The organism is Stenotrophomonas sp. GQ19 (genome assembly GCF_059758695.1).
In genome coordinates, this window is the sequence record NZ_JCAXES010000002.1 from 561,310 (window position 1) to 585,392 (window position 24,083).

18 protein-coding genes are annotated in these 24,083 nt (G+C 67.2%); 13 read left to right on the plus strand and 5 right to left on the minus strand.

All coding sequences use genetic code 11. The features are described from left to right. Nucleotides 1-111 precede the first annotated feature (111 nt). Entirely contained in the window at nt 112-1,461 is a 1,350-nt protein-coding gene (locus AC6CHL_RS06500) for a dicarboxylate/amino acid:cation symporter (protein WP_038686359.1), read from the minus strand. Nucleotides 1,462-1,775: 314 nt separating this feature from the next. On the opposite strand from AC6CHL_RS06500, the gene AC6CHL_RS06505 reads away from it, so the two are divergent. After that, on the plus strand, nt 1,776-2,942 hold the full coding sequence (locus AC6CHL_RS06505; protein ID WP_447595595.1) for an OprO/OprP family phosphate-selective porin: 1,167 nt from the start codon (nt 1,776-1,778) through the stop codon (nt 2,940-2,942). Nucleotides 2,943-2,998: 56 nt separating this feature from the next. Next, nucleotides 2,999-5,644, plus strand: a complete 2,646-nt coding sequence (locus AC6CHL_RS06510; protein ID WP_498293882.1) for a hybrid sensor histidine kinase/response regulator — start codon at nt 2,999-3,001, stop codon at nt 5,642-5,644. A 1,060-nt stretch (nt 5,645-6,704) separates the two neighbouring features. Here AC6CHL_RS06510 and AC6CHL_RS06515 read toward each other — a convergent pair. The 4 genes from AC6CHL_RS06515 to AC6CHL_RS06530 all read right to left on the minus strand — a co-directional run bounded on the left by AC6CHL_RS06515 (nt 6,705) and on the right by AC6CHL_RS06530 (nt 10,701). Next, nucleotides 6,705-7,361, minus strand: a complete 657-nt coding sequence (locus tag AC6CHL_RS06515) for a LuxR C-terminal-related transcriptional regulator (RefSeq protein ID WP_448134378.1) — start codon at nt 7,359-7,361, stop codon at nt 6,705-6,707. Between the two features lie 208 nt (nt 7,362-7,569). Then, nucleotides 7,570-8,631, minus strand: coding sequence for an ABC transporter substrate-binding protein (locus AC6CHL_RS06520; protein ID WP_498293884.1), 1,062 nt, complete (start codon nt 8,629-8,631; stop codon nt 7,570-7,572). Then, on the minus strand, nt 8,628-10,010 hold the full coding sequence (locus AC6CHL_RS06525; RefSeq protein ID WP_414715946.1) for a sensor histidine kinase N-terminal domain-containing protein: 1,383 nt from the start codon (nt 10,008-10,010) through the stop codon (nt 8,628-8,630). The genes AC6CHL_RS06520 and AC6CHL_RS06525 overlap by 4 nt, the downstream gene beginning before the upstream one ends. Beyond that, the gene (locus tag AC6CHL_RS06530) at nt 10,000-10,701 is read right to left on the minus strand and encodes a response regulator transcription factor (protein ID WP_038686349.1); all 702 of its coding nucleotides are present in this window, start codon (nt 10,699-10,701) and stop codon (nt 10,000-10,002) included. Before AC6CHL_RS06530 ends, AC6CHL_RS06525 begins: the two co-directional genes overlap by 11 nt. Nucleotides 10,702-10,883: 182 nt before the next feature. Between AC6CHL_RS06530 and AC6CHL_RS06535 the strand changes: the two genes are divergently transcribed. From AC6CHL_RS06535 to AC6CHL_RS06585, 11 genes are all read left to right on the plus strand, one after another. Next, nucleotides 10,884-12,068: an OprO/OprP family phosphate-selective porin gene (locus AC6CHL_RS06535; RefSeq protein ID WP_498293887.1), complete on the plus strand. Its 1,185-nt coding sequence runs from the start codon at nt 10,884-10,886 to the stop codon at nt 12,066-12,068. A 40-nt stretch (nt 12,069-12,108) separates the two neighbouring features. Beyond that, nucleotides 12,109-13,437 (plus strand): CitMHS family transporter, encoded by a 1,329-nt coding sequence (locus AC6CHL_RS06540; protein WP_498294014.1) that lies wholly within the window; start codon nt 12,109-12,111, stop codon nt 13,435-13,437. A 25-nt stretch (nt 13,438-13,462) separates the two neighbouring features. Further along, nucleotides 13,463-14,203 (plus strand): acetoacetyl-CoA reductase, encoded by a 741-nt coding sequence (gene phbB, locus AC6CHL_RS06545; RefSeq protein ID WP_128097684.1) that lies wholly within the window; start codon nt 13,463-13,465, stop codon nt 14,201-14,203. A 350-nt stretch (nt 14,204-14,553) separates the two neighbouring features. After that, entirely contained in the window at nt 14,554-17,067 is a 2,514-nt protein-coding gene (locus AC6CHL_RS06550; RefSeq protein WP_498293889.1) for a type VI secretion system Vgr family protein, read from the plus strand. Further along, nucleotides 17,064-17,909, plus strand: coding sequence for a DUF4123 domain-containing protein (locus AC6CHL_RS06555; RefSeq protein WP_498293890.1), 846 nt, complete (start codon nt 17,064-17,066; stop codon nt 17,907-17,909). Before AC6CHL_RS06550 ends, AC6CHL_RS06555 begins: the two co-directional genes overlap by 4 nt. A 131-nt stretch (nt 17,910-18,040) precedes the next feature. Further along, entirely contained in the window at nt 18,041-18,625 is a 585-nt protein-coding gene (locus AC6CHL_RS06560; protein ID WP_498293892.1) for a DUF3304 domain-containing protein, read from the plus strand. Beyond that, a complete protein-coding gene (locus tag AC6CHL_RS06565; RefSeq protein ID WP_498293894.1) occupies nt 18,618-19,298 on the plus strand; it encodes a DUF3304 domain-containing protein in 681 nt (226 codons plus the stop codon). The genes AC6CHL_RS06560 and AC6CHL_RS06565 overlap by 8 nt, the downstream gene beginning before the upstream one ends. A 175-nt stretch (nt 19,299-19,473) precedes the next feature. Continuing rightward, nucleotides 19,474-19,974: a DUF3304 domain-containing protein gene (locus tag AC6CHL_RS06570; protein ID WP_498293896.1), complete on the plus strand. Its 501-nt coding sequence runs from the start codon at nt 19,474-19,476 to the stop codon at nt 19,972-19,974. Then, nucleotides 19,967-21,961, plus strand: coding sequence for a T6SS phospholipase effector Tle1-like catalytic domain-containing protein (locus AC6CHL_RS06575; protein WP_498293898.1), 1,995 nt, complete (start codon nt 19,967-19,969; stop codon nt 21,959-21,961). Before AC6CHL_RS06570 ends, AC6CHL_RS06575 begins: the two co-directional genes overlap by 8 nt. Further along, on the plus strand, nt 21,958-23,526 hold the full coding sequence (locus AC6CHL_RS06580; protein ID WP_498293899.1) for a hypothetical protein: 1,569 nt from the start codon (nt 21,958-21,960) through the stop codon (nt 23,524-23,526). Before AC6CHL_RS06575 ends, AC6CHL_RS06580 begins: the two co-directional genes overlap by 4 nt. Further along, nucleotides 23,523-24,029: an META domain-containing protein gene (locus tag AC6CHL_RS06585; RefSeq protein WP_463601648.1), complete on the plus strand. Its 507-nt coding sequence runs from the start codon at nt 23,523-23,525 to the stop codon at nt 24,027-24,029. Before AC6CHL_RS06580 ends, AC6CHL_RS06585 begins: the two co-directional genes overlap by 4 nt. Nucleotides 24,030-24,083: the final 54 nt, after the last annotated feature.

The following is a 24,083-nucleotide window of genomic DNA, read 5'->3' on the forward strand; positions in this document are numbered from 1 at the left end:
CGCAGTGCGATGACAACCCGCATCAGCGGCGGTACGTCAATGAAAAAATCAGGGCCTGCCATCCGGGGGGACGGTGCAGGCCCTGCAACACACGCACGCATCAAACGGGTATCAGCGGGCCGGGGCGGTCAGCGGCGACGGCAGGTCGTCGGTGGTCAGCGCCGGCAGTTCGGCCTCGCGGCCGTCCAGGGCCAGCGCCAGGCGGTCGCGGTCCAGCGCGCCTTCCCAGCGCGACACCACCACGGTGGCCACGGCATTGCCGATGAAGTTGGTCAGCGAGCGGCATTCGCTCATGAAGCGGTCCACGCCCAGGATCAGCGCCATGCCGGCCACCGGCACTTCCGGCACCACGGCCAGGGTGGCGGCCAGGGTGATGAAGCCGGCACCGGTGACGCCGGCGGCGCCCTTGGAGCTCAGCATCGCCACCAGCAGCAGCGCGATCTGGTGGCCCAGGGTCAGCTCGGTATTGGTGGCCTGGGCGATGAACAGCGCGGCCAGGGTCATGTAGATGTTGGTGCCGTCCAGGTTGAACGAGTAGCCGGTGGGCACCACCAGGCCCACCACCGACTTGGCGCAGCCGGCGCGCTCCATCTTCTCCATCAGCGACGGCAGCGCCGACTCCGACGAGGAGGTGCCCAGCACCAGCAGCAGTTCGGCCTTCAGGTAGCGGGCCAGCTTGAACACCGAGAACCCGCACAGGCGGCAGACCACGCCCAGGATGACCGCCACGAACAGGAAGGCGGTGAGGTAGAACGAGCCCACCAGCCAGGCCAGGTTGACCAGCGAACCCACCCCGTACTTGCCGATGGTGAAGGCGATGGCACCGAAGGCGCCGATCGGGGCGGCCTTCATCAGGATATGGACCAGGCGGAATACCGGGGCGGTCAGCGCCTCCAGGAAGGTCAGCACCGGGCGGCCCTTGGCACCGGTCAGTGCCAGGGCCACGCCGAACAGCACCGCCACGAACAGCACCTGCAGGATGTTGCCGTCGACGAAGGCGCTGACCAGGGTGGCCGGGATGATGTCCATCGCAAAGCCGGTGAGGGTCAGCTCATGGGACTTTTCCACGTAGCTGTGGACCGCGGTCTGGTCCAGGTCGGCCGGGTTGATGTTCATGCCGGCGCCGGGCTGGACCACGTGCGCCACCACCATGCCCACGATCAGGGCCAGGGTGGAGAAGAACAGGAAGTAGGCCATCGACTTGGCGAACACCCGGCCCACCGTGCGCAGGTGGGTCATGCCGGCGATGCCGGTGACGATGGTCAGGAAGATGACCGGGGCGATGATCATCTTCACCAGCTTGATGAAGGCATCGCCCAGCGGCTTCAGCGATTCGGCAAAGGCCGGCTCGAAGTGGCCCAGGATGGCGCCAAGGACGATCGCCACCACCACCTGGAAATACAGTTGGCGGTAGAACGGCAGCGGCTTGGCCGCGACGGGGGCGGCGGTGGGAATGTGCATGGCGGACTCCGGAGGGACGGTATCGGCGCGTCCGGCCTGCAGGGGGTGCGGGCCGGTTCCGTGGGCAACACCGCAGCCCGGATCGTGTGTCGGGGGTTGCGGCGGATGGACGCATTTGTACGCGCGAGTCACCGCCACGCAGATAACCTATTGGTACTAGCCCCCCGGTTCAGGTGGCGTTGGGTGCCTACACTGCGCCCCACACCGCCCTCCCCCACGGCGGCAAGTGACGCGCGCGCGGCCGGCTGGGCAACAGTTTCCGGCGCAGCGGCCGTTGTTGTCCTGTCCCGTCTCAAAGAGAGAGCTGCACGTCCATGCGCCCGACCCCGACCCTGCTGGCCCTGTGCCTGGCTGCTACCCCCGCCCTGGCTTCGGCCGCCGATTTCGACAACTGGCCGACCAAGGTCGCCTTCAGCGATGGCACCGAACTGGCCGCCACCGCCAACATCGCCTACGACCTCAACGATTTTTCCGGCAACAGCGGCATCGAAGACGATGACGCGGTGCGCCGCAAGGAATTCGGCGCCACCCTGAAGAAGAAGGGCGTGTACGACGCGATGGTGTACTACGACTTCCAGGCCGACACCTGGCTGGACGTGTTCGTGCGTTTTGAAAGCAAGGCCTTCTTCGGCAGCGACATCGGCCGCTTCCGCTTCGGCTACATGAAGACCCCGGTGGGCCTGGATGCGGGCACCTCCTCGCGCGCCGGCAGCTTCCTGGAAACCGCCCTGCCCGTGCAGGCGTTCTACGAAGGCCGCCGCACCGGTGCCGAATGGGTGCTGGAGCGCCCGCAGTACCTGCTGCAGGCCGGCGCCTACGGCGGCAAGGATCTGCAGGGCGACAACCCCGGCACCACCCAGGCCGTGCGTGCGGTGTGGACCCCGGTCAAGGCCGCCGGCGACGTGCTGCACCTGGGCCTGGCCTACTCGCAGGAAAACCCGCGCGGCTACCGCGATGGCCGCGATGTGCACCACGACGCCAGCGCCCGCCTGCGCGCCCGCCCGGAAGCCGGCCTGACCGACATCCGCCTGGTGGATTCGGGCGCGCTGGCCACTGCCGACCAGATCCGCCGTACCGGCCTGGAAGGCATCTGGATCCGTGGCCCGTTCTCGCTGCAGGCCGAAGCGCTGCAGACCACCGTCACCCGTGAAGGCAAGCCGGACTACACCGGCAACGGCCAGTACGCCATGGCCAGCTGGGTGCTCACCGGGGAATCGCGTCCGTACAACGCCGGCGCGGTAGCCAACATCAAGCCGGCCCATGACTACGGCGCGGTGGAACTGGTGGCCCGTTACAGCCGCCTGGACCTGGACGACGCCGATGTCTTCGGTGGCCGCCAGCACGATTGGACCCTGGGCGCCAACTGGTACCTCACCAGCCACTTCAAGTTCCAGGCCAACTACGTCAAGGCGGATGCGAGCCGTCGCGGCGTGCATACCACGCCGGAAATCTTCGAGCTGCGCGCCCAGATGCACTTCTGATCGGCATCGCGGCGGGCGTGTACACCGCGCCCGCCGCACACCCGTAGACTGCCGCCATGTACTGGCTCGGCCGCCACCGCACCCTGTTGTTGACCCTGCTGCTGATGATCGGCGGTACCGTGCTGTGCGCGGCCGCCGCCGGGCACTATGCGTGGCGACGTGCATTGGCCACCGAAAGCGCGCAGGTGCAGCGCCAGCTGGAACTGTACGGCCAGGGCCTGCAACAACGCATCGACCGCTTCGGCACGTTGCCGCAGGTGCTGGCACTGGACCCGGACCTGCGCCGCGCGCTGCTGCAGGTGCCCGATGCCGCCGCCCGGCAGCGCCTCAACCTGAAACTGCAACGCGCCAATCAGGTGACCCGCGCCTCCACCCTGACCTTGGTCGGCCACGACGGCGTGGCCGTGGCCGCCAGCAACTGGGACCAGCCCAGCAGCAACGTGGGCGAGGACTACAGCTACCGCCCCTATTACCGCCAGGCGCTGGCCACCGGCCGGGGCCGCTTCTACGGCATCGGCATGACCACCGGCGTGCCCGGCTACTTCCTGTCCCAGGCCATCGAGGAAGACGGCCGCCGCATGGGCGTGGTGGTGATCAAGATCGAGTTGTCGGCACTGGAACAGGAATGGCTGTCCAGCCCGGACGTGGTGCTGGCCAGCGACGAGCACGACGTGGTGTTCCTGGCCAACCGCGATGCCTGGCGTTACCGCCTGCTGCGCCCGCTGGGGCCGGGCGAGCGCCGCGAGATGCTGGAAGCGCGGCAGTACGCCGACCGCTCGCTGCAGCCGCTGCGGGTCCGCACCGAGGATGTGCTTGAGAACGGCGGGCGCATGGTGCGCCTGCTCGACCCCCTGCTGGCCGGGCCGATGCTGTGGCAGAGCCTGGCCCTGCCCGAGGAACACTGGAACCTGCACCTGCTGCACGATGCCGGCGCGGCCACCAGCGCCGGGCGCAGTGCGGCCATCGGCGGCGGCGCGGCGTGGTTGGCGCTGGGGTTCCTGGTGCTGTTCGTGCAGCAGCGGCGGCGCCTGGATGCGCATCGGCAGCGCAGCCGACGCGAGCTGGAAAGCGTGCTGGCCCAACATGCCGAGGAGCTGCGCACCGCGCAGGATGGCGTGCTGCAGGCCGCCCAGCAGGCCGACAGCGGGCTCAGCCGCAGTCTGGCGCACCTGCCGCAGGGCGTCGTGGTGATCGACAACACGCAGAAGCTGGTGGCGTGGAATGCGCGCTACCTGGAACTGTTCAAGTTCCCGGCCGGCTTGATCCGCGAAGGTCGCCCCATCGAGGAGATCTTCCGCTACAACGCGCGCCGCGGCCTGCTGGGGCCGGGGCCGATCGACGAAGCCATCGAGCGTCGCTTGAACCACCTGCGCAGCGGCCGCCCGCACATGCGCGAGAGCGAGAAAGACGACGGCACCGTGCTGGAGATTCGCGGCAATCCGCTGCCCGATGGCGGCTTTGTCACCAGCTACGCCGATATCACCGCCTACAAGAACACCGCGCGTGAACTGCGCTCGCTGGCCGATGCGCTGGAACACCGCGTGGCCGAGCGCACCCGCGACTTGGACGAGGCGCGCCGCGAGGCCGAGCGGGCCAACCGCTACAAGAGCCGCTTCGTGGCCTCGGCGGTGCACGACCTGCTGCAGCCGCTGAACGCCGCGCGCATGTTCGTGTCGGTGCTGCGCGGCAAGCTGGCCGGTGATGCACGTGAGTTGAGCGAACACGTGGATGCGGCGCTGGCCGCGCAGGATGCGATCCTGACCAGCCTGCTGGATATTTCACGGCTGGAATCGGGCGCCTTGCAGACCCAGGTGCAGGCCTTCGAGCTGTCGCCGCTGCTGGAAACGCTGGCGCGCGAATTCGGCATTGCCGCCGACAGCCGTGGCCTGCAGCTGCGCTGGGTGGACACCCGCGCGGTGGTGGTCAGCGACGAGGCGCTGTTGCGCCGCATCCTGCAGAATTTCCTCTCCAACGCGCTGCGTTACACCCCGCGTGGGCGCGTGCTGCTGGGCTGCCGGCGCGTGGGCGACCAGCTGCGCATCGAGGTGCACGATCAGGGCCCGGGCATTCCGGAGAGCCTGCAGGGCGAGATTTTCGAAGAGTTCCGCCGCCTGGACGACGGTGTCGAACAGGAGCGCGGTGCCGGGCTGGGCCTGGCCATCGTCGAACGCATCGGCCGCCTGCTGGGTCATGGCATCCACCTGCACTCCACGCTGGGCCGCGGCAGTGTGTTCGCGGTGAGCGTGCCGCTGGGCGATGCGGCGGCCATTCCGGCACCGACGCCGGTGCCGGCCGTGGCGGCTGACGCCGGCGATGACAGCCCGCTGCGGCATTGCCGGGTGTGGAGCATCGATGACGACCCGCGCGTGTGCGCCGCCACCCGTGCGCTGCTGGAGCGCTGGGGCTGCGCTGTGGAGCTGGCCGACGGCCCGCAGGCCGCGCTGGAGATCGCCTCGGCACTCAACGTGCCGCAGTTGCTGCTGCTGGACGTACGCATGGGCCAGTGGCACGGCCCGGACCTGTACGACCCCCTGTGCGACCTGTGGCAGGCGCGCCCGCCGGTGATCCTGGTCACCGCCGAGCGCGACGACGCGTTGAAGGCGCAGGCGGCGGAGAACGGCTGGGGCTTCCTGTCCAAGCCGGTGCGCCCACCGGCGCTGCGGGCGTTGATGACGCAGTTGCTGGTGCGACACAGGGCATAAAGCGGCTACACCTATCCCCGACCCGAAATGCCGGTTGGGTCGGTTCCCAAACGACCGCCGACCCTGCCGATCCGAGCGGCGAACGCATGCCCTGCAACGAAGCCGCCTTCAGCACAGGTCATGCCACTACCGAACCCTGCGCAGGTTATCGGCGGTCGATCGGGATGCGACCCTACCTCGGTATACGCATCGCGAATTGCGCGGGGTATCGGCGGTGGATCTGGATGCGAACCCACGTCGGACAACGCATCCTGCTGAAGGTAGGGTCGGTTCCCAAACGACCGCCGACCGTGCCGATCCGAGCGGCGAACGCATGCCCTGCAACGAAGCCGCCTTCAACACATGTCATGCCACCACCGAACGCTGCGCAGGTTATCGGCGGTCGATCGGGATGCGACCCTACCTCGGTCTACGCATGAGTAACCTTCGCGATGCACTGCAGCGGTAGGGTCGGTTCCCAAACGACCGCCGACCCTGCCGATCCGCACGGCGAACGCATGACCTGCGACGAAGCAGCCTTCAACACAGGTCATGCCACCACCGAACGCTGCGCAGGTTATCGGCGGTCGATCGGGATGCGCCCCTACCTCGGTCAACGCATGAGTAACCTTCGCGATGCACTGCAGCGGTAGGGTCGGTTCCCAAACGACCGCCGACCCTGCCGATCCGCGCGGCGAACGCATGCCCTGCGACGAAGCCGCCTTCACCACAGGTCATGCCACCACCGAACGCTGCGCAGGTTATCGGCGGTCGATCGGGATGCGCCCCTACCTCGGTCAACGCATCGCGAGTTGCGCGGGGTATCGGCAGTGGATCTGGATGCGAACCCACGTCGGACAACGCATCCTGCTGAAGGTAGGGTCGGTTCCCAAACGACCGCCGACCGTGCCGATCCGCGCGGCGAACGCATGCCCTGCGACGAAGCCGCCTTCAACACAGGTCATGCCACCACCGACCGCTGCGCAGGTTATCGGCGGTCGATCGGGATGCGACCCTACCTCGGTCTACGCATCGCACCTTTGCCACTCGCGAGGGATGGGCGGATGTTCGCCTGCGCGCGTCAGCCGTCCATCCCCGCGCCAGCATCGCCTTCCGGCTCCAGCGCCTTCACCAGTACCGCGGCCTGCGTGCGGCTGTGGCATTCGAGCTTTTTCAGGATCGCGGTGACGTGCACCTTCACCGTGTTCTCGGCCAGGCCCAGTTCGTAGGCGATCTGTTTGTTGAGCAGGCCGTCGGCCAGGCACAGCAGCACGCGGAACTGCTGCGGGGTGAGCTGGGCCAGGCGTGCGGCGAGCAGCGCGTCGGATTCGGAGCGCTCCGGTGCCATGGCCGGGAACCAGACCCCGCCATCGAGCACCGCCGCCACCGCCTGGCCGATGGTTTCGGCGGGGGCGGATTTGGGGATGAAGCCGGCTGCGCCGAACTGCTGCGCGCGGCGGATCACGCGGGGGTGGTCGTTGGAGGAGACGATGACCACCGGGATGTCGGGGTGCGCGCCGCGTACGTGCAGCAGCGAGGAGAACCCGCGGGCGCCGGGCATGGTCAGGTCCAGCAGCACCAGTTCGATTTCCGGGTGCTGGTCCAGCGCGGTTTCCAGCGTGGCGGCGCTGGCCACTTCGATCACCTGCGCCTGCGGCAGTGACTGGCGCAGGGAATGGACGACGGCCGCGCGCAGCAGCGGGTGGTCGTCGGCGATCAGGACGGTGAGTTCGCTCATGCGGTCCATTGTAATGCGGTTGCCGGGCAGAGCCCGGCGCTACGCGTGGTGGTTCGTTGTGATGAGGCTGACGGCCAGCGGCCGTCACTACCGGGGTGGTTCGTTGTGATGAGGTTGACGGCCAGCGGCCGTCACTACCGGGGTGGTTCGTTGTGATGAGGTTGACGGCCAGCGGCCGTCACTACCGGGTGGAGGCCGGTGGCCGTCGTTACCGGTCGTCGCGCTGCCGCATGCTGCCGCGCCAGGCTTCGAGGAACTGGCGGCGCTTGAGGCCGTCCAGGTACACGAGCAGGCCCGGGCCCAGCTGGATGGGGCGGTAGCTGCGCGCGGGCGAGCGGCCACGTTGCTGGCCCTGTGCGGGCAGGATCGGCATCAGGCGGGCTTCGCGCGAGAGCACCTGCTGGCCGCGGGGCGACAGAAGGTAGTCGAGGAAACGCCGCGCCTCGTCCGGATGCGGGCTGCTGCGAGGAATCACCGCCGTGCGCAACACCACCAGCGTGTAGTCCTCCGGTTCCACGATGCCCAGCGGTGCACCGGCCTCGATCCGCGCCTGCGCGTAGGAGCCCAGCACGTTGTAGACCAGCGACAGCTTGCCGCTGCTGACCTGGTCGAGCAGCACGCCGGTGCGTTCTTCCAGGTGCACGCCGTTGTCGCCCAGCGCGCCCAGCAGCGCGCCGGCAATGCTGCCGCGCTGGCCGTCCTGGGTGGCCAGCAGGTAGCCCACGCTGCTGCGCTCCACGTCGTAGGTGCCCACCCTGCCCTGCAGCGGTGCGTCCGGCGCGCGCAGCAGTTCCAGCAGTTGCCGGCGCGTGTGCGGTACCCGCGCCGCTGGCAGGGTGCGGGTGTTGTAGACGATGGCCACCGGCTCGTAGCTGATCCCGAACGCTTCGTGCCGCCATTGCGCCCACGCCGGCAAGGCGTCGGTCTGCACCGAGCGGTGCGGCAGCGCATGGCCGTCGTTGACCAGCTTGGTCTGCAGGTCCATGCCGCTGCTGATCAGCATGTCAGGCGCCTGTGGACCGCCGCGATCGCGCAGGTAGCGCGCGTAGATGTCCTGGGTGATGACATCCTCGTAGAGGATCTCGGTGCCCGGGTGCAGGCGCTGGTAGTCGGCGATCACCGTGGCGAACACTTCGATGTCGGTCGAGCCATGGATGCGCAGCTGCGCCACTGCCGGCCCCTTGGCCGGGAAGCGCTGCACATCGCCCGGTGCGGCCAGCGCCGGGCCTGCCACCAACAACTGCAACAGCACAAGCCACACGTACTTCATGCATGCATCCTCGGCAGGCGGATGGTGGCCACCAGGCCCCCTCCCACGCGGTTGCTCAGGTCGATCTGGCCGCCATGGCTGTCCACCACGCGCTTGACGATCGCCAGGCCCAGCCCGGCGCCGCCCGCTGCGGCCCCTTCGCCGCGCGCGAAACGCTCGAACACGCGCTCGGCATCGGCCGCGGCAATGCCCGGACCGTGGTCGGCGATGGTCAGCACCCAGTGCTGCGCCTCTTCGGTAAGCGCCACCTGCAGCGCACCGTCGCCGCCGTATTTGAGGGCGTTGTCGATGAGATTCTTGATGGCCTCGCGCAGCAGTAGCGCGTCGCCATGTATCCAGGCCGCCTGTGCGCTCACCGCCAGCTGCACGCGCGGGGCCGGCAGTGCCTGCGGCAGCGCTTCATGCAGCGCCTGGTGCACGGTTTCGGCCAGGTCCACCGGGGCGAAGCGCTGCAGGTTGGCCCGGTGGATCACGCTGGCGTCGCTGAGCAGCTGGTTGAGCAACCGGCTCATGTGGGTGGCGTTGCGTTCGATGGCGTGCAGGCTGCGCCGCATGTCCTCGGGGTCTTCCTCGTCCAGTGCCAGCTGCGCCTGCGCGCGCAGTGCGGCCAGTGGCGTGCGCATCTGGTGCGCCGCCTCGGCCATGAACGCGCGCAGGGTTTCATTGCTGCCCTGCAGACGGCCCATGAAGTGGTTCAGCGCACCCACCATCTTGTCCATCTCGCGCGGCACGCTGGCATCGAGCGGTTTCAGGTCGGACGGTTCACGCCGTGCCAGTTCGCGCTCCATCCGCACCAGCGGGCGTAGCGCGCGGTGCACGCCCAGACCCACCAGGGCCAGCGACAGCAGCGACAACACGGCGATGGCCAGCAACGCACGGGTCACCATGTCCTGCGCCAGCGCTTCGCGCGCGCGCCGGGTCTGGCCCACCTGCACCCGCACTTCGCCCTGCGCCGACGGCGAGGACACCCGCCGCGAGACCACCACGAAACGCACCTGCTCGCCACTGTAGAGCGCATCGAACAACTGCGGACGGTCGCTGGGCGCGTGCGGCGGCAGCGGCAGGTCCGCATACCCGGTCACCGTCTGGTCGCGCGCGTCGGACACGCGGTAGAACACGCGGTCTTCCGGCGCCATGGCCAGCAGGTCCAGCGCGGCATACGGCAGATCGACCTGCCATTGCGCCTCAACCAGCGCCACCGAATCGATGATCGACAGCGCCGAGGACACCAACAGGTGGTCGTAGGAGCGGTTGGCCGCGCGTTGCCCGTAGGCGCGCGCGCCGAACAGCAACGCCACCGCGAACAGCGCCAGGAACGCGCCCAGGTACAGCCACAGCGTGTGCCGGATCGAGCCGGACGTGCGCGGGTCAGTCGTCATCGCCGCCCGCACTGCCGGCGTCGTCGCCCAGCGCTTCGAGCAGGTAGCCGCTGCCACGCACGGTCACGATCCGCAGCGGCGCGTCGGCCAGCTTGCGGCGCAGGCGGCCCACGTAAAGTTCGATCGCATTGGGGCCGGCCTCGTCGTCGAAGCCGAACAGGCCGTTGCCGATCTCGTCCTTGCCCACCACCTGGCCCAGCCGCCCCATCAAGATTTCCAGCAGGCGGTACTCGCGGTTGGGCAGTTCGATCGGCTGGCCGTCCAGGCTGACCCGGTGCGAGGCGTTGTCGAACTGGAACGCGCCGATCTGCACCACTTCGCTGGCCTGGCCACGGGTACGCCGCAGCAGGACCCGGCAGCGCGCCTCGAATTCGCGGAAATCGAAGGGTTTGCCCAGGTAATCGTCCGCGCCCACGTCCAGTGCCTGCACGCGGTCTTCGATGCCGTCGCGCGCGGTCAGCATCAGCACCGGGGTGCTGTCGCCGCGCTCGCGCATGCCGGCCAGCACGCGCAGGCCGTCCAGCTTGGGCAGGCCGATATCCAGCACCACCAAGTCGAAGCTCTGGTAGCGCAGCACGCTGGCCGCCGCCAGCCCGTCGCTCTGCCAGTCCACCGCGTGGCCACTGCGGCGCATGCGGCGAACGATGGCATCAGCCAGGTCCGGGTTGTCTTCCACCAGCAGCAGGCGCATCGGGTCAATTCGTCGAAGGTGCATGAATGCTAGCGCGAGCGGCCGCTGCCGTGGGCTTCGCTGCACTGCACAAACCCCTGACAGGTGGATGACAGCTTCGCGGCACTAGGCTGCGCCATCGCGTCGCAGTCCCCTGCCACGCCATTGGCGACATCACCGCACTGACGTACCTGGGAGGGTCCGTGGAACTGAACTCACTGCGCTGGCGCACGCCGGCTGCCTGCACCCTGCTGTTGCTGACCGCGCCGGTCTGGGCCGCCGAGGACAACGACGACGACCGCCCGGTCACCGCCACCGTCGGCGGCCGCCTGCACCTGGATTTCGCCGATTTCAGCAACGATGGCCGGGGCACCCCGAACAAGGACGACACCGAGATCCGCCGCGCCTGGCTGGATGTGTCCGGCAAGTTCTTCGTGGTCGACTACAAGCTGGAAGCGGACGTCTCCGGCGACCGGGTGGAGGCCAAGGACGTGTTCGTCAGCCGCAGCTTCGGTGACGCCGGCAAGCTCACCGTGGGCCAGTTCAAGCAGTTCTTCTCGCTGGACGACCGCACCAGCTCCAACTACGGCACCTTCCTGGAACGCGGCAACGCCGGCACCACGCTGGCCCCGCTGTACCGGCTGGGCGCCTCGTGGCAGGCCGCGCGCGGCGACATGACCTGGGCGGCCAGCGCCTACAGCCTGGAGAGCATCGACGCCTGGCAGGTCAAGGGCCGCGCCGCCGGTGGCCGTGCCACCTGGGCACCGGGCGCCACCGCTGGCGAAGTGCTGCATCTGGGCCTGTCGCTGGCCCACGAGCGCTATGACAATCCCGGCGCCAACGGCGTGCCCGGGCTGAAGATCCGCCCGCGCCCGGCCGGCCACCTGTCCGACAACAGCCGCCTGACCCTGGTCGATTTTTCGGCCGGCCGCGACACCGACGTCAACAAGTGGTCGCTGGAGTACGCGCAGGTGCGCGGCCCGCTGTCCTGGCAGGGCGAGTTCAGCGGCGCCACCTTCGACGACGGCAGCCAGCGCGGCAAGGTCCTGGCCGGCTACGGCCTGGTCAGCTGGTTCGTCACCGGCGAGTCGCGCGTGTACGACCGCAAGACCGGCCGCTTCGGTCGGGTCAAGGATTTCCAGCACAAGGCAGGCGCCTTCGAGCTGGCACTGCGCTACGACCAGATGCGCGGCGACCAGCACCTGATCGGCCAGCCGGACCTGCGCGATGCACAGACCGAGGCATGGACGCTGGGCAGCAACTGGTACATGCGCCCGAACCTGCGCTTCATGCTCAACCTGATCGAAAGCCGCAACCGCGACCGCCTGACCGCAACCACCGTGGACCGCACCCGCGCGGTGACCGGCCGCCTGCAGTTCGATTTCTGAGCCTTCCCTTCCGTCTTTCCCTTCCAGGAGTCTGCAGATGATGCTGAGCATCCTCGGCTTTGGCATGGTCATTACATTCATGTATTTGATCATGAGCAAGCGGCTGTCGCCGCTGGTTGCCCTCATCACCATTCCGATCATCTTCGCGCTGCTGGGCGGCTTCGGTGCCGACATCGACGAGATGATGCTGGAGGGCATCAAGAAGATCGCGCCCACCGGCGTGATGCTGATGTTCGCCATCCTGTACTTCGGGGTGATGATCGATGCGGGCCTGTTCGACCCGCTGGTGCGGATCATCCTGCGCTTCGTCAAGGGCGACCCGATGAAGATCGTGCTCGGCACCGCCATCCTGGCGATGCTGATCTCGCTCGATGGCGATGGCTCGACCACCTACATGATCACCGTGTCGGCGATGCTGCCGCTGTACCAGCGGCTGGGCATGAACGCGTTGAACATGACCTGCGTGACCATCCTCGCCGGTGGCGTGATGAACCTGACCCCGTGGGGCGGGCCCACCGCACGTGCAGCCACTGCGTTGCACGTGGACCCGGCCGATGTGTTCGTGCCGCTGATTCCCTCGATGGTGATCGCCTGTGCGGGCGTGCTGCTGCTGGCCTGGTACCTGGGCCTGAAGGAGCGCCGCCGGCTCGGCGTGGTGAGCCTGCCGCAGGGTGGCAGTTGGATGGACAACAGCGTGTCCGATGACGGCAACGCGCTGCCCACGGTGAAAGACGCCGAAGACACCAAGCGGCCGAAGCTGCTGTGGGTGAACCTGGCGCTCACCCTGGCGCTGATGACCGCGCTGATCATGGGCGTGCTGCCGATGCCGGTGCTGTTCATGGTCGGCTTTGCGATCGCGCTGGTGATCAACTACCCCAACCTGGCCGAGCAGCGCCGCCGCGTGGTCAACCATGCCGGCAACGTGCTGTCGGTGGTGGCACTGATCTTCGCCGCGGGCATCTTCACCGGCATCCTCAACAACACCGGCATGGTGGAGGCGATGTCGCACAGCTTCCTGGCGATCATCCCGGACAGCTGGGGCCCGTACCTGGCGGTGATCACCGCGATCGCCTCGATGCCGTTCACCTTCTTCATGTCCAACGACGCCTTCTACTTCGGCGTGCTGCCGATCCTGTCCGAGGCCGCCGGCAACTACGGCATCACCCCGGTGGAAATGGCCCGCGCCTCGCTGGCCGGGCAGCCGGTGCACCTGCTCAGCCCGCTGGTGCCCTCGACCTACCTGCTGGTGGGCCTGGCCAAGGTGGAGTTCGCCGACCACCAGAAGTTCACCCTGAAGTGGGCGGTCGCCATTTCGCTGCTGCTGATGATCGGTGGGCTGCTGTTCGGCCTGTACCCGCTTGCGTCCTGATCCGCCTACCAAGGAGCGTTCTGCCATGACCCTTCGCATCGCCTACGTCACCAGCGGTATGGGCAGTGTCGGCACTGCCATCTGCCAGAAGCTGGCCCGCAACGGCCACACCGTGGTGGCCGGTTGCGCACCGAACTCGCCGCGCAAGGCCGGCTGGCTGCGCGAACAGCGCGAGCTGGGCTTCGATTTCATCGCCTCCGAGGGCAACGCCGCGGACTGGTCCTCGACCGTGGCCGCCTTCGCCAAGGTCAAGGCCGAGGTCGGCGAGATCGACGTGCTGGTCAACAACGCCGGCGGCAGCCGCGACGTGTTGTTCCGGCAGATGAGCCCGGACGACTGGAACGCGGTGATGGGCTCGAACCTGCATGCGCTGTTCAACATCACCAAGCAGGTCATCGACGGCATGGCCGCGCGGGGCTGGGGCCGGATCGTGAACATCGGCTCGGTGAGCGCGCACAAGGGCCAGATCGGCCAGGTCAATTTCGCCACCGCGAAGGCGGCCATGCATGGGTTCAGCCGCGCGCTGGCCAATGAAGTGGCCACGCGCGGGGTGACGGTCAATACGATTTCGCCGGGCTACATCGCCAGCCAGTCGATCAGCAGTTTCCCGCCGGACGTGCTGGACCGGTTGGCCGGCTCGGTACCGATCCGCCGCCTGGGCAAGCCGGAAGAAGTGGCCAGCCTGTGCGCGTGGCTGGCGTCGGATGATGCGGCGTATGTGACCGGCGCGGATTACGCGGTGAACGGTGGGCTGCACATGTTCTGATGTTTGACGCGTCAAGTTGACGCGTGACCTCCCCCACGAGGTGGCCGCGACGCTGCGAGGCGTTGCGGCTTTTTTTTGTACGCCACACCGGCGCGTGTTCACCGTTGATCGACACGCCATGAAACGCCACGGCCCCGCAACATCAAACGATCGATGCCTATCGGCGCCGCTCGTTGGCCCGCGCACAAGTCGGGTGACCACAGTCACACATCTGCCGTCTTGCACGTTTTCCCAGCGAAAATCACGCTGGATGCGACATTCTCCAGCTACCCGCACTGACCCGCTTCACTTCTAATCCACCTACAGCATCAGCCACGTCTTCGTGGCCAGTGGATTAGAAGGACTCCCGCATGTCGCATGGAATCGCAGCAGCCTCCAAGGCCCACTCGCAACATCGCTTGATCGACATCGTGTGGGGACCGGAGGCCAGCCCTGCTCCGCTGCTCCCGCAGCGCATCGAGTACCGCGACAGCCTCAGCGGCGATTTCCAACTCACCGCCGCGTGCGTCGCCTCCCGTCCCGATCTCGACACCAGCGCGCTGCTCGGCCGCTCCATCGGTGTCGGGCTCATCAGCGCGCAAGGCCGGCGACGCTGGCTGACCGGCATCATCACTGGCGCGCACCGCGCAGGCCTGCATGGCGGCCTGCCGCAGGTGAACCTGCAGATCGGCTCGGCACTGGCTCTGCTGGCGCACCGCCGCGCCTGCCGGGTCTTTCAGGACATCAGCGTGCCCGACATCGTGGCGCTGATCCTGGACGAACACCGGCACCGCAATCCACGCATTGCCGCCGCGTTCGAGCACACGCGCCAGCTGCTGCGCGAGCATCCTCCGCGCTCCTACTGCGTGCAGTTCAATGAGAGCGACCATGCCTTCATGGAGCGCCTGCTTGCCGAGGAAGGGATCAGTTACCACTTCCACTTCAACGTGGATCAGCGGCAGCCACGGCACTGCCTGCACCTGAGCGACAGCAGTCTGTTCGACCCGGGCCGTGCCCGGCCACTGCGGTATCGCAGCGCACTTACCGAGGACCGCGACGACGATCTGCAGCAGTGGCAGGCACGTCAACATCTGGTGCCGTCGACCGTGACGTTGTCCAGCTATGACTACGCCAGCGCGCAGGTTCTGCAGGGCAGCGACGACACTGCGCTGCACCGCGACCTGCCGGCCAGTGACGCCACGCTGGGTTTGCAGGCGCATGAGGCGCAGACGCTCTACTACGCGAACGGCAACCAGGACCTTGACCGCTATGCGCGCTTGCGCATGCAGGCGCGGGAGCTGCGCGCACGCACATGGCTGGGTGAGGGGCAGTTGCGTAGCCTGGCCACCGGCGACGCCGTTATCATCGAGCAGCACCCGTTATATGCGGCCCCGGAAAGTGCCGCTCGCAGTTTTCTGGTCACGGGCATCCATCTGGAGGCGTGCAACAACCTGCCCGACGCGGTGCCTACCGGCGATGGCGAGGGTCTCACGCCCGGCCAGTGTCGCACCCGGTTCCGCGCAGTGCCGCATGACCAGACGGTGGTACCCGCGTACGCCGACCGCCTGCACCGCCCCACCGCCAACGGCCCCCAGACCGCCACCGTGGTCGGCCCACCCGGCGAGACGGTGCATACCGATACGCTGGGCCGCATTCGGATCTGTTTCCACTGGCAGCGCCCACAGGACCACCCCGAAGGGCACACCGAAGATGCCCGCGCCTCCACCTGGGTGCGCGTCGCCCTGCCCAGCGCGGGCGATGGCTTTGGTCACCAGTTCCTGCCGCGTATCGGTCAGGAGGTGCTGGTCACCTTCCTGCACGGCGATATCGACCGGCCGCTGGTGACCGGCGTCCTCTACAACGGGCGCCATGCGACACCCCGCTTCGCCGGGGTTGGGCACTTGCCGGGCAACCGCGCCCTGTCCGGCATCCGCTCGCAGGAACATGCAGGTGATGCACATGGCGAGTTGATCTTTGACGACAGCACCGGCCAGCTGGCCACCACGCTGCGCGCGAGCCCGCATGACAGCGCGCTGCACCTGGGACACCTGCACGGCCCCCGCACCGACGGCCAGGCAAGTCCGCGCGGCGAAGGCGCAGAGTTGCGCACCGATGCCGCGCTGGCGCTGCGCTCGGCGCACGGCCTGCTGCTGAGCAGCCACGGCCGCCAGCGCGCGCAGGGCCACCAGTTGGACCGCCAGGAACTGCAGTGCCTTCTGGACGATTGCCGCCGTGTGTTCGAGGACCTGGCCACCCTGGCCATCGAACAGCAGGCGGGCGCACCGGCCACTGCCCCGCAGCAGGCACTTGCCGAGGCACTGCGCGGCTGGGGCGACCAGGGCGGCCAGGCACCTGTAATCGCCGTATCGGCCGCTGCTGGCCTGGTAAGCGCCACCCCGGCCTCGCAGTTGCACGTCAGCCAAGGACACCACGATGTAATTGCCACCGGCAGCCTGCAGCAGACCAGCGTCGAGCGCATGCACCTGCAGGCGGGCCAAGGCCTGTCGCTGTTTGCCCGTGACGGCGGCATCAGCACCATCGCCAACGCCGGGCACGTAGCGGTGCAGGCGCGCAGTGCGGAAATCCAGGCGCATGCGCTGCAAGGCGTGCAGATCAGTGCCGAGAACGGTGAGATCGTGCTGGCCGCACCGGTGATCCGCCTGGTGGCGGCCGACGGCAGCTTCCTGCGCGTGGGCGGGGGCGTGACCGGGGGTAGCAAGGACGCCATCGCGTTCCATGGTGCCAGCCATGACTGGGATGGGCCGCGCACCGAGCAGTGGCAGCGCGCCTTGGTGGCTGCGCCGATTCCGCCGGTATGCCTGCCCTGCCTGGCCATGGCGGCCATGCGCGGCAGCGCGGCGGTCAATCTGGCAGGCGCGGCATGAATCCCCTGCCGCCTGCGTGCCATGCCGCATTGGCCACCCACGGGGTGACGCCCTGCGTGCTCGTGGACGGCGCCATGCAACACGCCGCCGGCGTCCGGCTGGCCCGCACGCCGGGCGCGGGCATGTCGTTGTTTGACGACCTGCCCGAGGATGCGCAGGCGCTTGGCCCGTGGTTGCTGTCGCCAGCGCAGGCACAGGCAATGGGGCTGGACGGTAGTGGCCCAGGCGTGAACTGGCTGGCCAGTGCGCTGGCGCTGCCAGACGCGGCCAACCACCTGCGCCACTGGCTGCGCGATGGCCACCCGCGCGGGCTGCACTACACCCGCCTGGCCGATGGTCGCGTGCTGCGTGCGGCCATGACGGTGTGGACTCCAGCGCAGCGGGCTGCCTTCTGCATGCCGTGGCGTGGCTGGTGGCTGGCTGACCGCGATGGCGAAGCGTTGGCGCTTGCGCTGCCCGAACCGTTGTCCCTTGAGCCGGGCACAACGGCGGGCTGGACCGATGCGCAGCGCGAGGCACTGGCAGAGCACAGCGGGGTGGACCAGCTGCTGCACAGCCTTAAAGGACATGTGCGGTACGCCGCATCGCTGACCTCGCGCGAGCGCAGACACGCCGTCGCCACGCAGGTGCAGCGGGCAGCGGTGGCCGCGGGGTATGTGGAAGCGCCGGACCAGGTGAGCTGGATTGCATTCGCGCTGATGCCGGGCGGCTGCTCCATGCCACTGGATGGGCACCCGGTGCACGCGTTGGCGTTGCGCGGTGATGCGCTGTGGAGCGCGCTGATGGATGGGGCGGCGTCGGATCTTCGCACTGCTCAACTACCTGACGACGTGGAGCAATGATGACCCTACCCCCTGAATATGCTTGGGCTCCTGAAGACGCCCGCGCAACGCGAACTCTCACCCCCTCGAAGGCAAGCTCTGCCCGGGAGCAGTCACCCCATTGCGCTCACTTTCAGGTTTCAAGACGACCCATGGCAGCACACCTCAAGGACAGCGAAAGAGACGCTTCCCACGCGCATGAAGTGATTGAACACTGGCGTCGCCGCAAGCGTAGCGTACTCCATGCAGCCACACTCGCAGCTGTGGCTCTCACCATGGCAGGCTGTAACCCTCCGGAGCGAAGTTCAGACCCCAACGCGCGCGTCGGCGGAAGCTTGACGTCGATGGACTACGAGCCGACCGACACCTTCGTGCGCCCTGTTTATGTCAATGGCTTGGGCGGAGACAGCGCCGGAACCGGCGGAAGCACCGCACTCGGCGCGATCAGTCTGCCGCAACGGTGGCATCCAGGACTCACAGTCCGTGCGAAATGGCGGCGATGCAGAGCTTTCTATGCGGATCGGCCTGAAACGGAGGAAGAGGCCTGTCGTTGGATCGAAAAGGACGTTCCGGTGCACCCCTACACCTACGTGGGGCGTACCTGGCTACACATCTTCGCTGACGACGAAGTGTTGGTCATCCCGTCCATGAAAGGCCCGAATCATCCTGACTATCCAGGAGCTGAATTCCCCTATAAGAACTTCTACGAGCGAAGAGGCATTGGCCGAGATGAGTGAATGCTCCCGGCTCCCCGAGGAAGCGGAGGTGATCTGTGGCGTGCAGCGGGTGTCGCGCACACTGGATGCGCACTCCCTGACGACTCCCGGCAGCGCACATTGCATGGGAACCGAGCCAGCAGACTCCTCCGTATGCGCCTTGATGAAGTCCCCTAGCCACCTTAGACGCAGTGCAATGCACATAGCCGCGCTCGCCGCCGTCGTGCTCACCTTGACGAGCTGTAAGCCTCCGGAGCGAAGTTCAGATCCCAATGCGCGCGTCGGCGGCAGCTTGACGTCGATGGACTATGAGCCGACCGACACCTTCGTGCGTCCGGTGTATGTCGATGGTCGAGGCGGAGACAGTGCTGGAACTGGCGGAAGCACCGTCCTCAGCGCGATCAGTCTGCCGCAGCTGTGGCATCCCGGGCTGACGGTGCGCGTGAAATGGCGTCGATGCAGGGCTTTCTATGCGGATCGGCCCGAAACGGAGGAAGAGGCCTGTCGTTGGATCGAAAAAGATGTTCCGGTGCATCCCTACACCTACGTGGGGCGTACCTGGCTACACATCTTCGCTGACGACGAAGTGCTGGTCATTCCGTCCATGAAAGGCCCGAATCATCCTGACTATCCAGGAGCTGAATCTCCCTACAAGAGCTTCAACAAGCGCAGAGGCATTGGCCGAGATGAGTGAATGCTCCTGGCTCCCCGAGGAAGCGAACGTGATCTTTGGCATGCAGCGGGTGTCGCGCACACTGGATGCACACTCCCTGACGACTCCCGGCAGCGCACATTGCATGGGAACCGAGCCAGCAGACTCCTCCGCATGCACGTTGATGAAGTCCCCTAGCCACCTTAGACGCAGTGCAATGCACATAGCCGCGCTCGCCGCCGTCGTGCTCACCTTGACGAGCTGTAAGCCACCTGAGCGAAGTTCGGACCCCAACGCGCGCGTCGGCGGCAGCTTGACGTCGATGGACTATGAGCCGACCGACACCTTCGTGCGCCCTGTTTATGTCAACGGCCGCGGTGGCGACAGCGCGGGCACGGGCGGCAGCACCGTACTCAGTGCCATCAGCCTGCCGCAGCGCTGGCACCCGGGCTTGACCGTGCATGTCAAATGGCGGCGTTGCACACGGGGAACGTTCTACATCCCCGGCAAACCTCAGAACGAGGGCTGCCGCTGGCTGGAGAAGGACGTACCAGTGCATCCCTATTCGTATGTGGGTCGAACCTGGTTACACATCTTTTCCGACGATCAGGTACTGGTGATTCCGGCCATGCTGGGACCCAATCATCCCGACTATCCCGGCGCTGAATTCCCAAACAAAGACTTCGACGAACGACAAGGAATTGGCAGTGATGAGTGAATCCGCATGGCTGCCAGAAGACGCGCCCGCAACCCAGCTCTTCCACCCGGTCATGTCCAGTGCCGGCATGGAAAATGTTCCATGCTGGATGAACGTGCAGTTCTCGGTGTTCTTCGATGGTACGCGCAACCACAAGGACGAAGACAAGGCATCCGGTTCGCACAGCAATATCGCGCGTCTTTTTGACAGCTGCAAGCACAAACCTCTGACTGGGCAATTCCGCCTGTATGTGCAGGGCGTAGGCACCCCCTTCCCCGAAATCTACGAGGCTGAGCCACACCCAACGGGCGCCCAGAAGGGAACCTACGGCGACAGACGCCTGCGATACGCATTCCTGTTCATCGCGAACGAACTGGCCAGACTTGCATCAGGCGCCGTCATCGTGCCCGAAACGATCTCCGACATCAGCCGCGCTGTGGAGGATGACGCGCAGGTCAAGGTGTGGCGACGAAAGCTGGAACAGATCCTGGCGAACCCGAAGCCCGGGGCACCAACGATCCCGATGATCACACTGGACCTGTTCGGCTTCTCCCGCGGAGCCGCCGCGGCCCGCGCGTTCCTGAATCACCTGACTGAATGGGCCGGCGGCGGCCAGCCGCGCGTCTGCGGCATTCCACTGCGGGTGCGCTTCATGGGACTGTTCGACACGGTTGCGTCGGTTGAGCAAGCCGACTCCGTTCCCCTGCCCTTCGATGGCCACATGGCGTGGGCCAAGCCCGAGCACATGCTCATTCCCACATTCGTCGAGCAGTGTGTGCACATGGTGGCAGGGCATGAGGCCCGCAACTCCTTCCCGCTCACCACCATCGGTGCTTCACGTGAGCAGGCGCCCGCGCGGCTGGAGATTGTGTATCCGGGCGTACATGCGGACGTTGGCGGTGGCTATGGCCCCGTGGCACAAGGCAAAGGAAGCCTTCTTGGCCAGCATCAGGTTCGACAGGATCAGTACGACATGCTGTCGCAGATTCCACTCAACGATATGTATGAACGCGCCTGCGCAGCAGCAGTACCATTAATCCCGAGGGCTGCGTTGGGGGATGCCCAGCTCACCGACGCCTTCGCCATCTCCCCCGAACTACAACGCAGCTTCAACGCTCACCAAGCCACGCTGCAGCAACATCGCGGCGGCGCGCCGCTGATGCGCCTCATGCACAGCCACTACCTCACCTACATCGGGTGGCGAAGAGACGTGTTGCCGCGTGCCCGGTTTATCGCACATCCCTTCATGACCCACTGCAAGGGCACCCAGGTGCAGGACCACATCAACCTGGACCAGGCCAATGCAGAGCTGGGCGTCTATATCCAGCCCTTCAGCCAGACCACGGACCGGCTGAGGGTGAAATTTCTGCAGTCAGGCCCTGTCAACGCCATTACACGTGAGCACCAGTGCCTGCGGATGTACGACCGTTACTGGGCGGGTGCACCCGTGCCCACTACGGCGGTCAGCACCTTCATGGCGCAGTACGTGCACGACTCGCGCGCGGGCTTCGTGTTGACCGATCCCCAATGCGAGCGTGACTACGAGAACATGGCCAAACATCTGGAAAAGAAGGACGACGATTATCGCAAGCGCCTGCGCACACATGCGCAGGAGAGGAAAGCCCAGTTGGACAAGTATCAGCGGGCCGTCGACGCGCATGAGAACTTCGTCCCCACAGGGTGGGGGCATACCCGGCCTCCCCGTCCATTGCCTCTGCTCGACCATCCCCCGCCGGAGGATCCGATGAGCGCTGATGAGCGCAGGGCACTGGAGATCTATCGCCGGGGTGACAAGCCGATTTTTACCGATGCCAAGCCTGCGTCGAGCATGGATGGGAAGCAGGACATTCTGGATGACATCGCGCGGGTGTCGCGACGCGAGCCGCGTTGGAGCTATCTGCGAAGGCGGCAGATATTTCGGCCTACAACCACGATACATGCCGTGCCGCAAGGAACCACGCAAAGTCACGCCGCCAAACGCCTCACACACGAGGACGGCCTGTCATGACCCCGGCAGCTCTCTGGCGGCGAGTCTTCTACGCTCTCTGTGCACCGTGGTCGTTGTTGATGGGCTGGTACGCGCTGGACCTGCCACCAGGCGAGCGCCTGGACGCGCTGGGCCCCTGGGCGGTGGGCAGTGTTGCCGCAGCCGCGTTTGCCCTGCTGGGCCGCGGCCTGCATGGGGGTGTGCAGGCGTGGTCCGCTCGCCCATCCCATCGCGACGCCAGTCCTATCCCGGCCGCCGCCGGCGCGGCGTCGGCGGCGTCCACCGAACCCACGCTGCAACTACGCGCCTGCTTCGCACGTCTGGAGCAGCATCCACCCGAGTGCCTGGCCACCCAACTGACCCAGTCCACGTCGCACGCCCCCCTGCTCGCCAACGACCTGCCCGACCCCGGCGCCTCACTGGCCGAGCGCGGCATGGCACTGCAGGTACGCCTGGCCCAGGCGATGGACATGCTGGTGAGCCACGTGCCCAGCGCCGGCCCGGTGCCGGTCTTTACGCTCGCCCCTACCCTTACCCCTGACAGCCGCTACGCCGCCGCCGACTGGCCCGGACTGATGGCGGCCCAGGCCACGGTGCGCCCGCCGCTGCTGCGGGCCGTGGAGCAGAACGGCCCGTCGCTGGCGCCCGTGCTGCAAGCGCTGCACGCGCAGTTCTCGGCATCGCCAATGCTGTGCAACGCCGTACTGTTGAGCGTGGACGGTGAGTTGATCCGCGGCCACTACTCCAGCCAACGGCGAGACCCGGACACACCGCGTCTCCCGCCCGTGCACGACAGCGTGGTGGTGTTGTGGATTACCCGCGACGGCCTGCCCGTCGCCCTGCGCCAGCAGGCGGTGGATGCCAATAGCACCGATGGGAAACGCGCCCGGCAGGCGATGGCGTGGTGGAGCAGGGAAATGGACAGCGTCCACGCGTTGTCCCCGGACGAAGCACAGACGCGGGTGCTGCCGACGGCGACGGTAGATGCGTTGCTCAAGGCATACAGGGCGTCCGACGATCCCGAGCTGGCTGACCATGCCCGAGCTGCCCGCATGCTGGGCGACGACACCTGGCACCCGGTGCCCTGGAGCACCCAGCAGGTGGAGGCCTACGACGCTGCGGCCGTGCTGGCCCGCCTGCCGCCCCCCCTGCACCTGCCGCTGCACGACGCGCACGGCAACCGATTGCCTGCCCTCGAATGCGAGCATGCGATCGCCGCCGGCTGGCAGGCGCTGTGCGCTCGCCTGCCGGACGATCAAGCGCCGTGGCGCGTCTGGCACGACAGCCGCGCCGATGCAGCCCTCACCGTCGCGCTGCGGCTGGCCCTGCGCGGGCTGTTGCCGCCGGTGGACCTCGACGACCCTGCACGTGCCGTGGATCTGGCCACCCGACTGGGTCCGCTGGGCAGTGGCGCCGGCGGCGCCGCATTGGCACTGGCAGCGGCCTGCCCAGGACGGCATGTCGTGGTCATTGCCGACGGCAACGGCGGTCTACTGCTGCAACCGGTGATCACCGCAACGCCGTCGCAGGCATCTGCCAGCCCCCTGCCCACTTCCGATTGCCAAGTCCTCTCTGGAGCGCCATGAAATCCTGCATCGCCCTGCCCCTTCTGTTGGCCGCCGTTACCGCAATGAGCGCCTGCGAGCCGCAACCTATCCCATTGCCGGAGATCTGGAACACCTGGCCTGAAACACCCGAAGCACCGCAGCCGCTGCTGGGGACGGTGTGGAAGCTGCACGACCTGCCCGGCAATGGCGCGCACACCGCAGTGACGGTGTCGCCGGAATCGCACGTGGGCTTCATCATCCTGGAAGCCGATGGCCAGCACCTTACCGGCTACGCCGGCTGCCAGCCGATGACCGCACTGTACCGGCAACAGGGCACGACGCTGAACGTGGAAGGCCTGGTCCGCACCGGCTCGCGCTGCCACAAGGACAGCATGGACGACATCGGCGACCGCTTTGCCGCCGCGCTCAGCACGGCGACCGGCTACCGGATGGCCAGTGATGACGCGTTGCTCCACGTACTGGACGGCGACACGGTCACCGCAACCCTGATCTATCGCACGCCACCGAAGGGGCATTGGTGAACCGCGCGACGACCCGGAGGCCGGCATGAAACACCCGGTATGCCTGGGCGATCC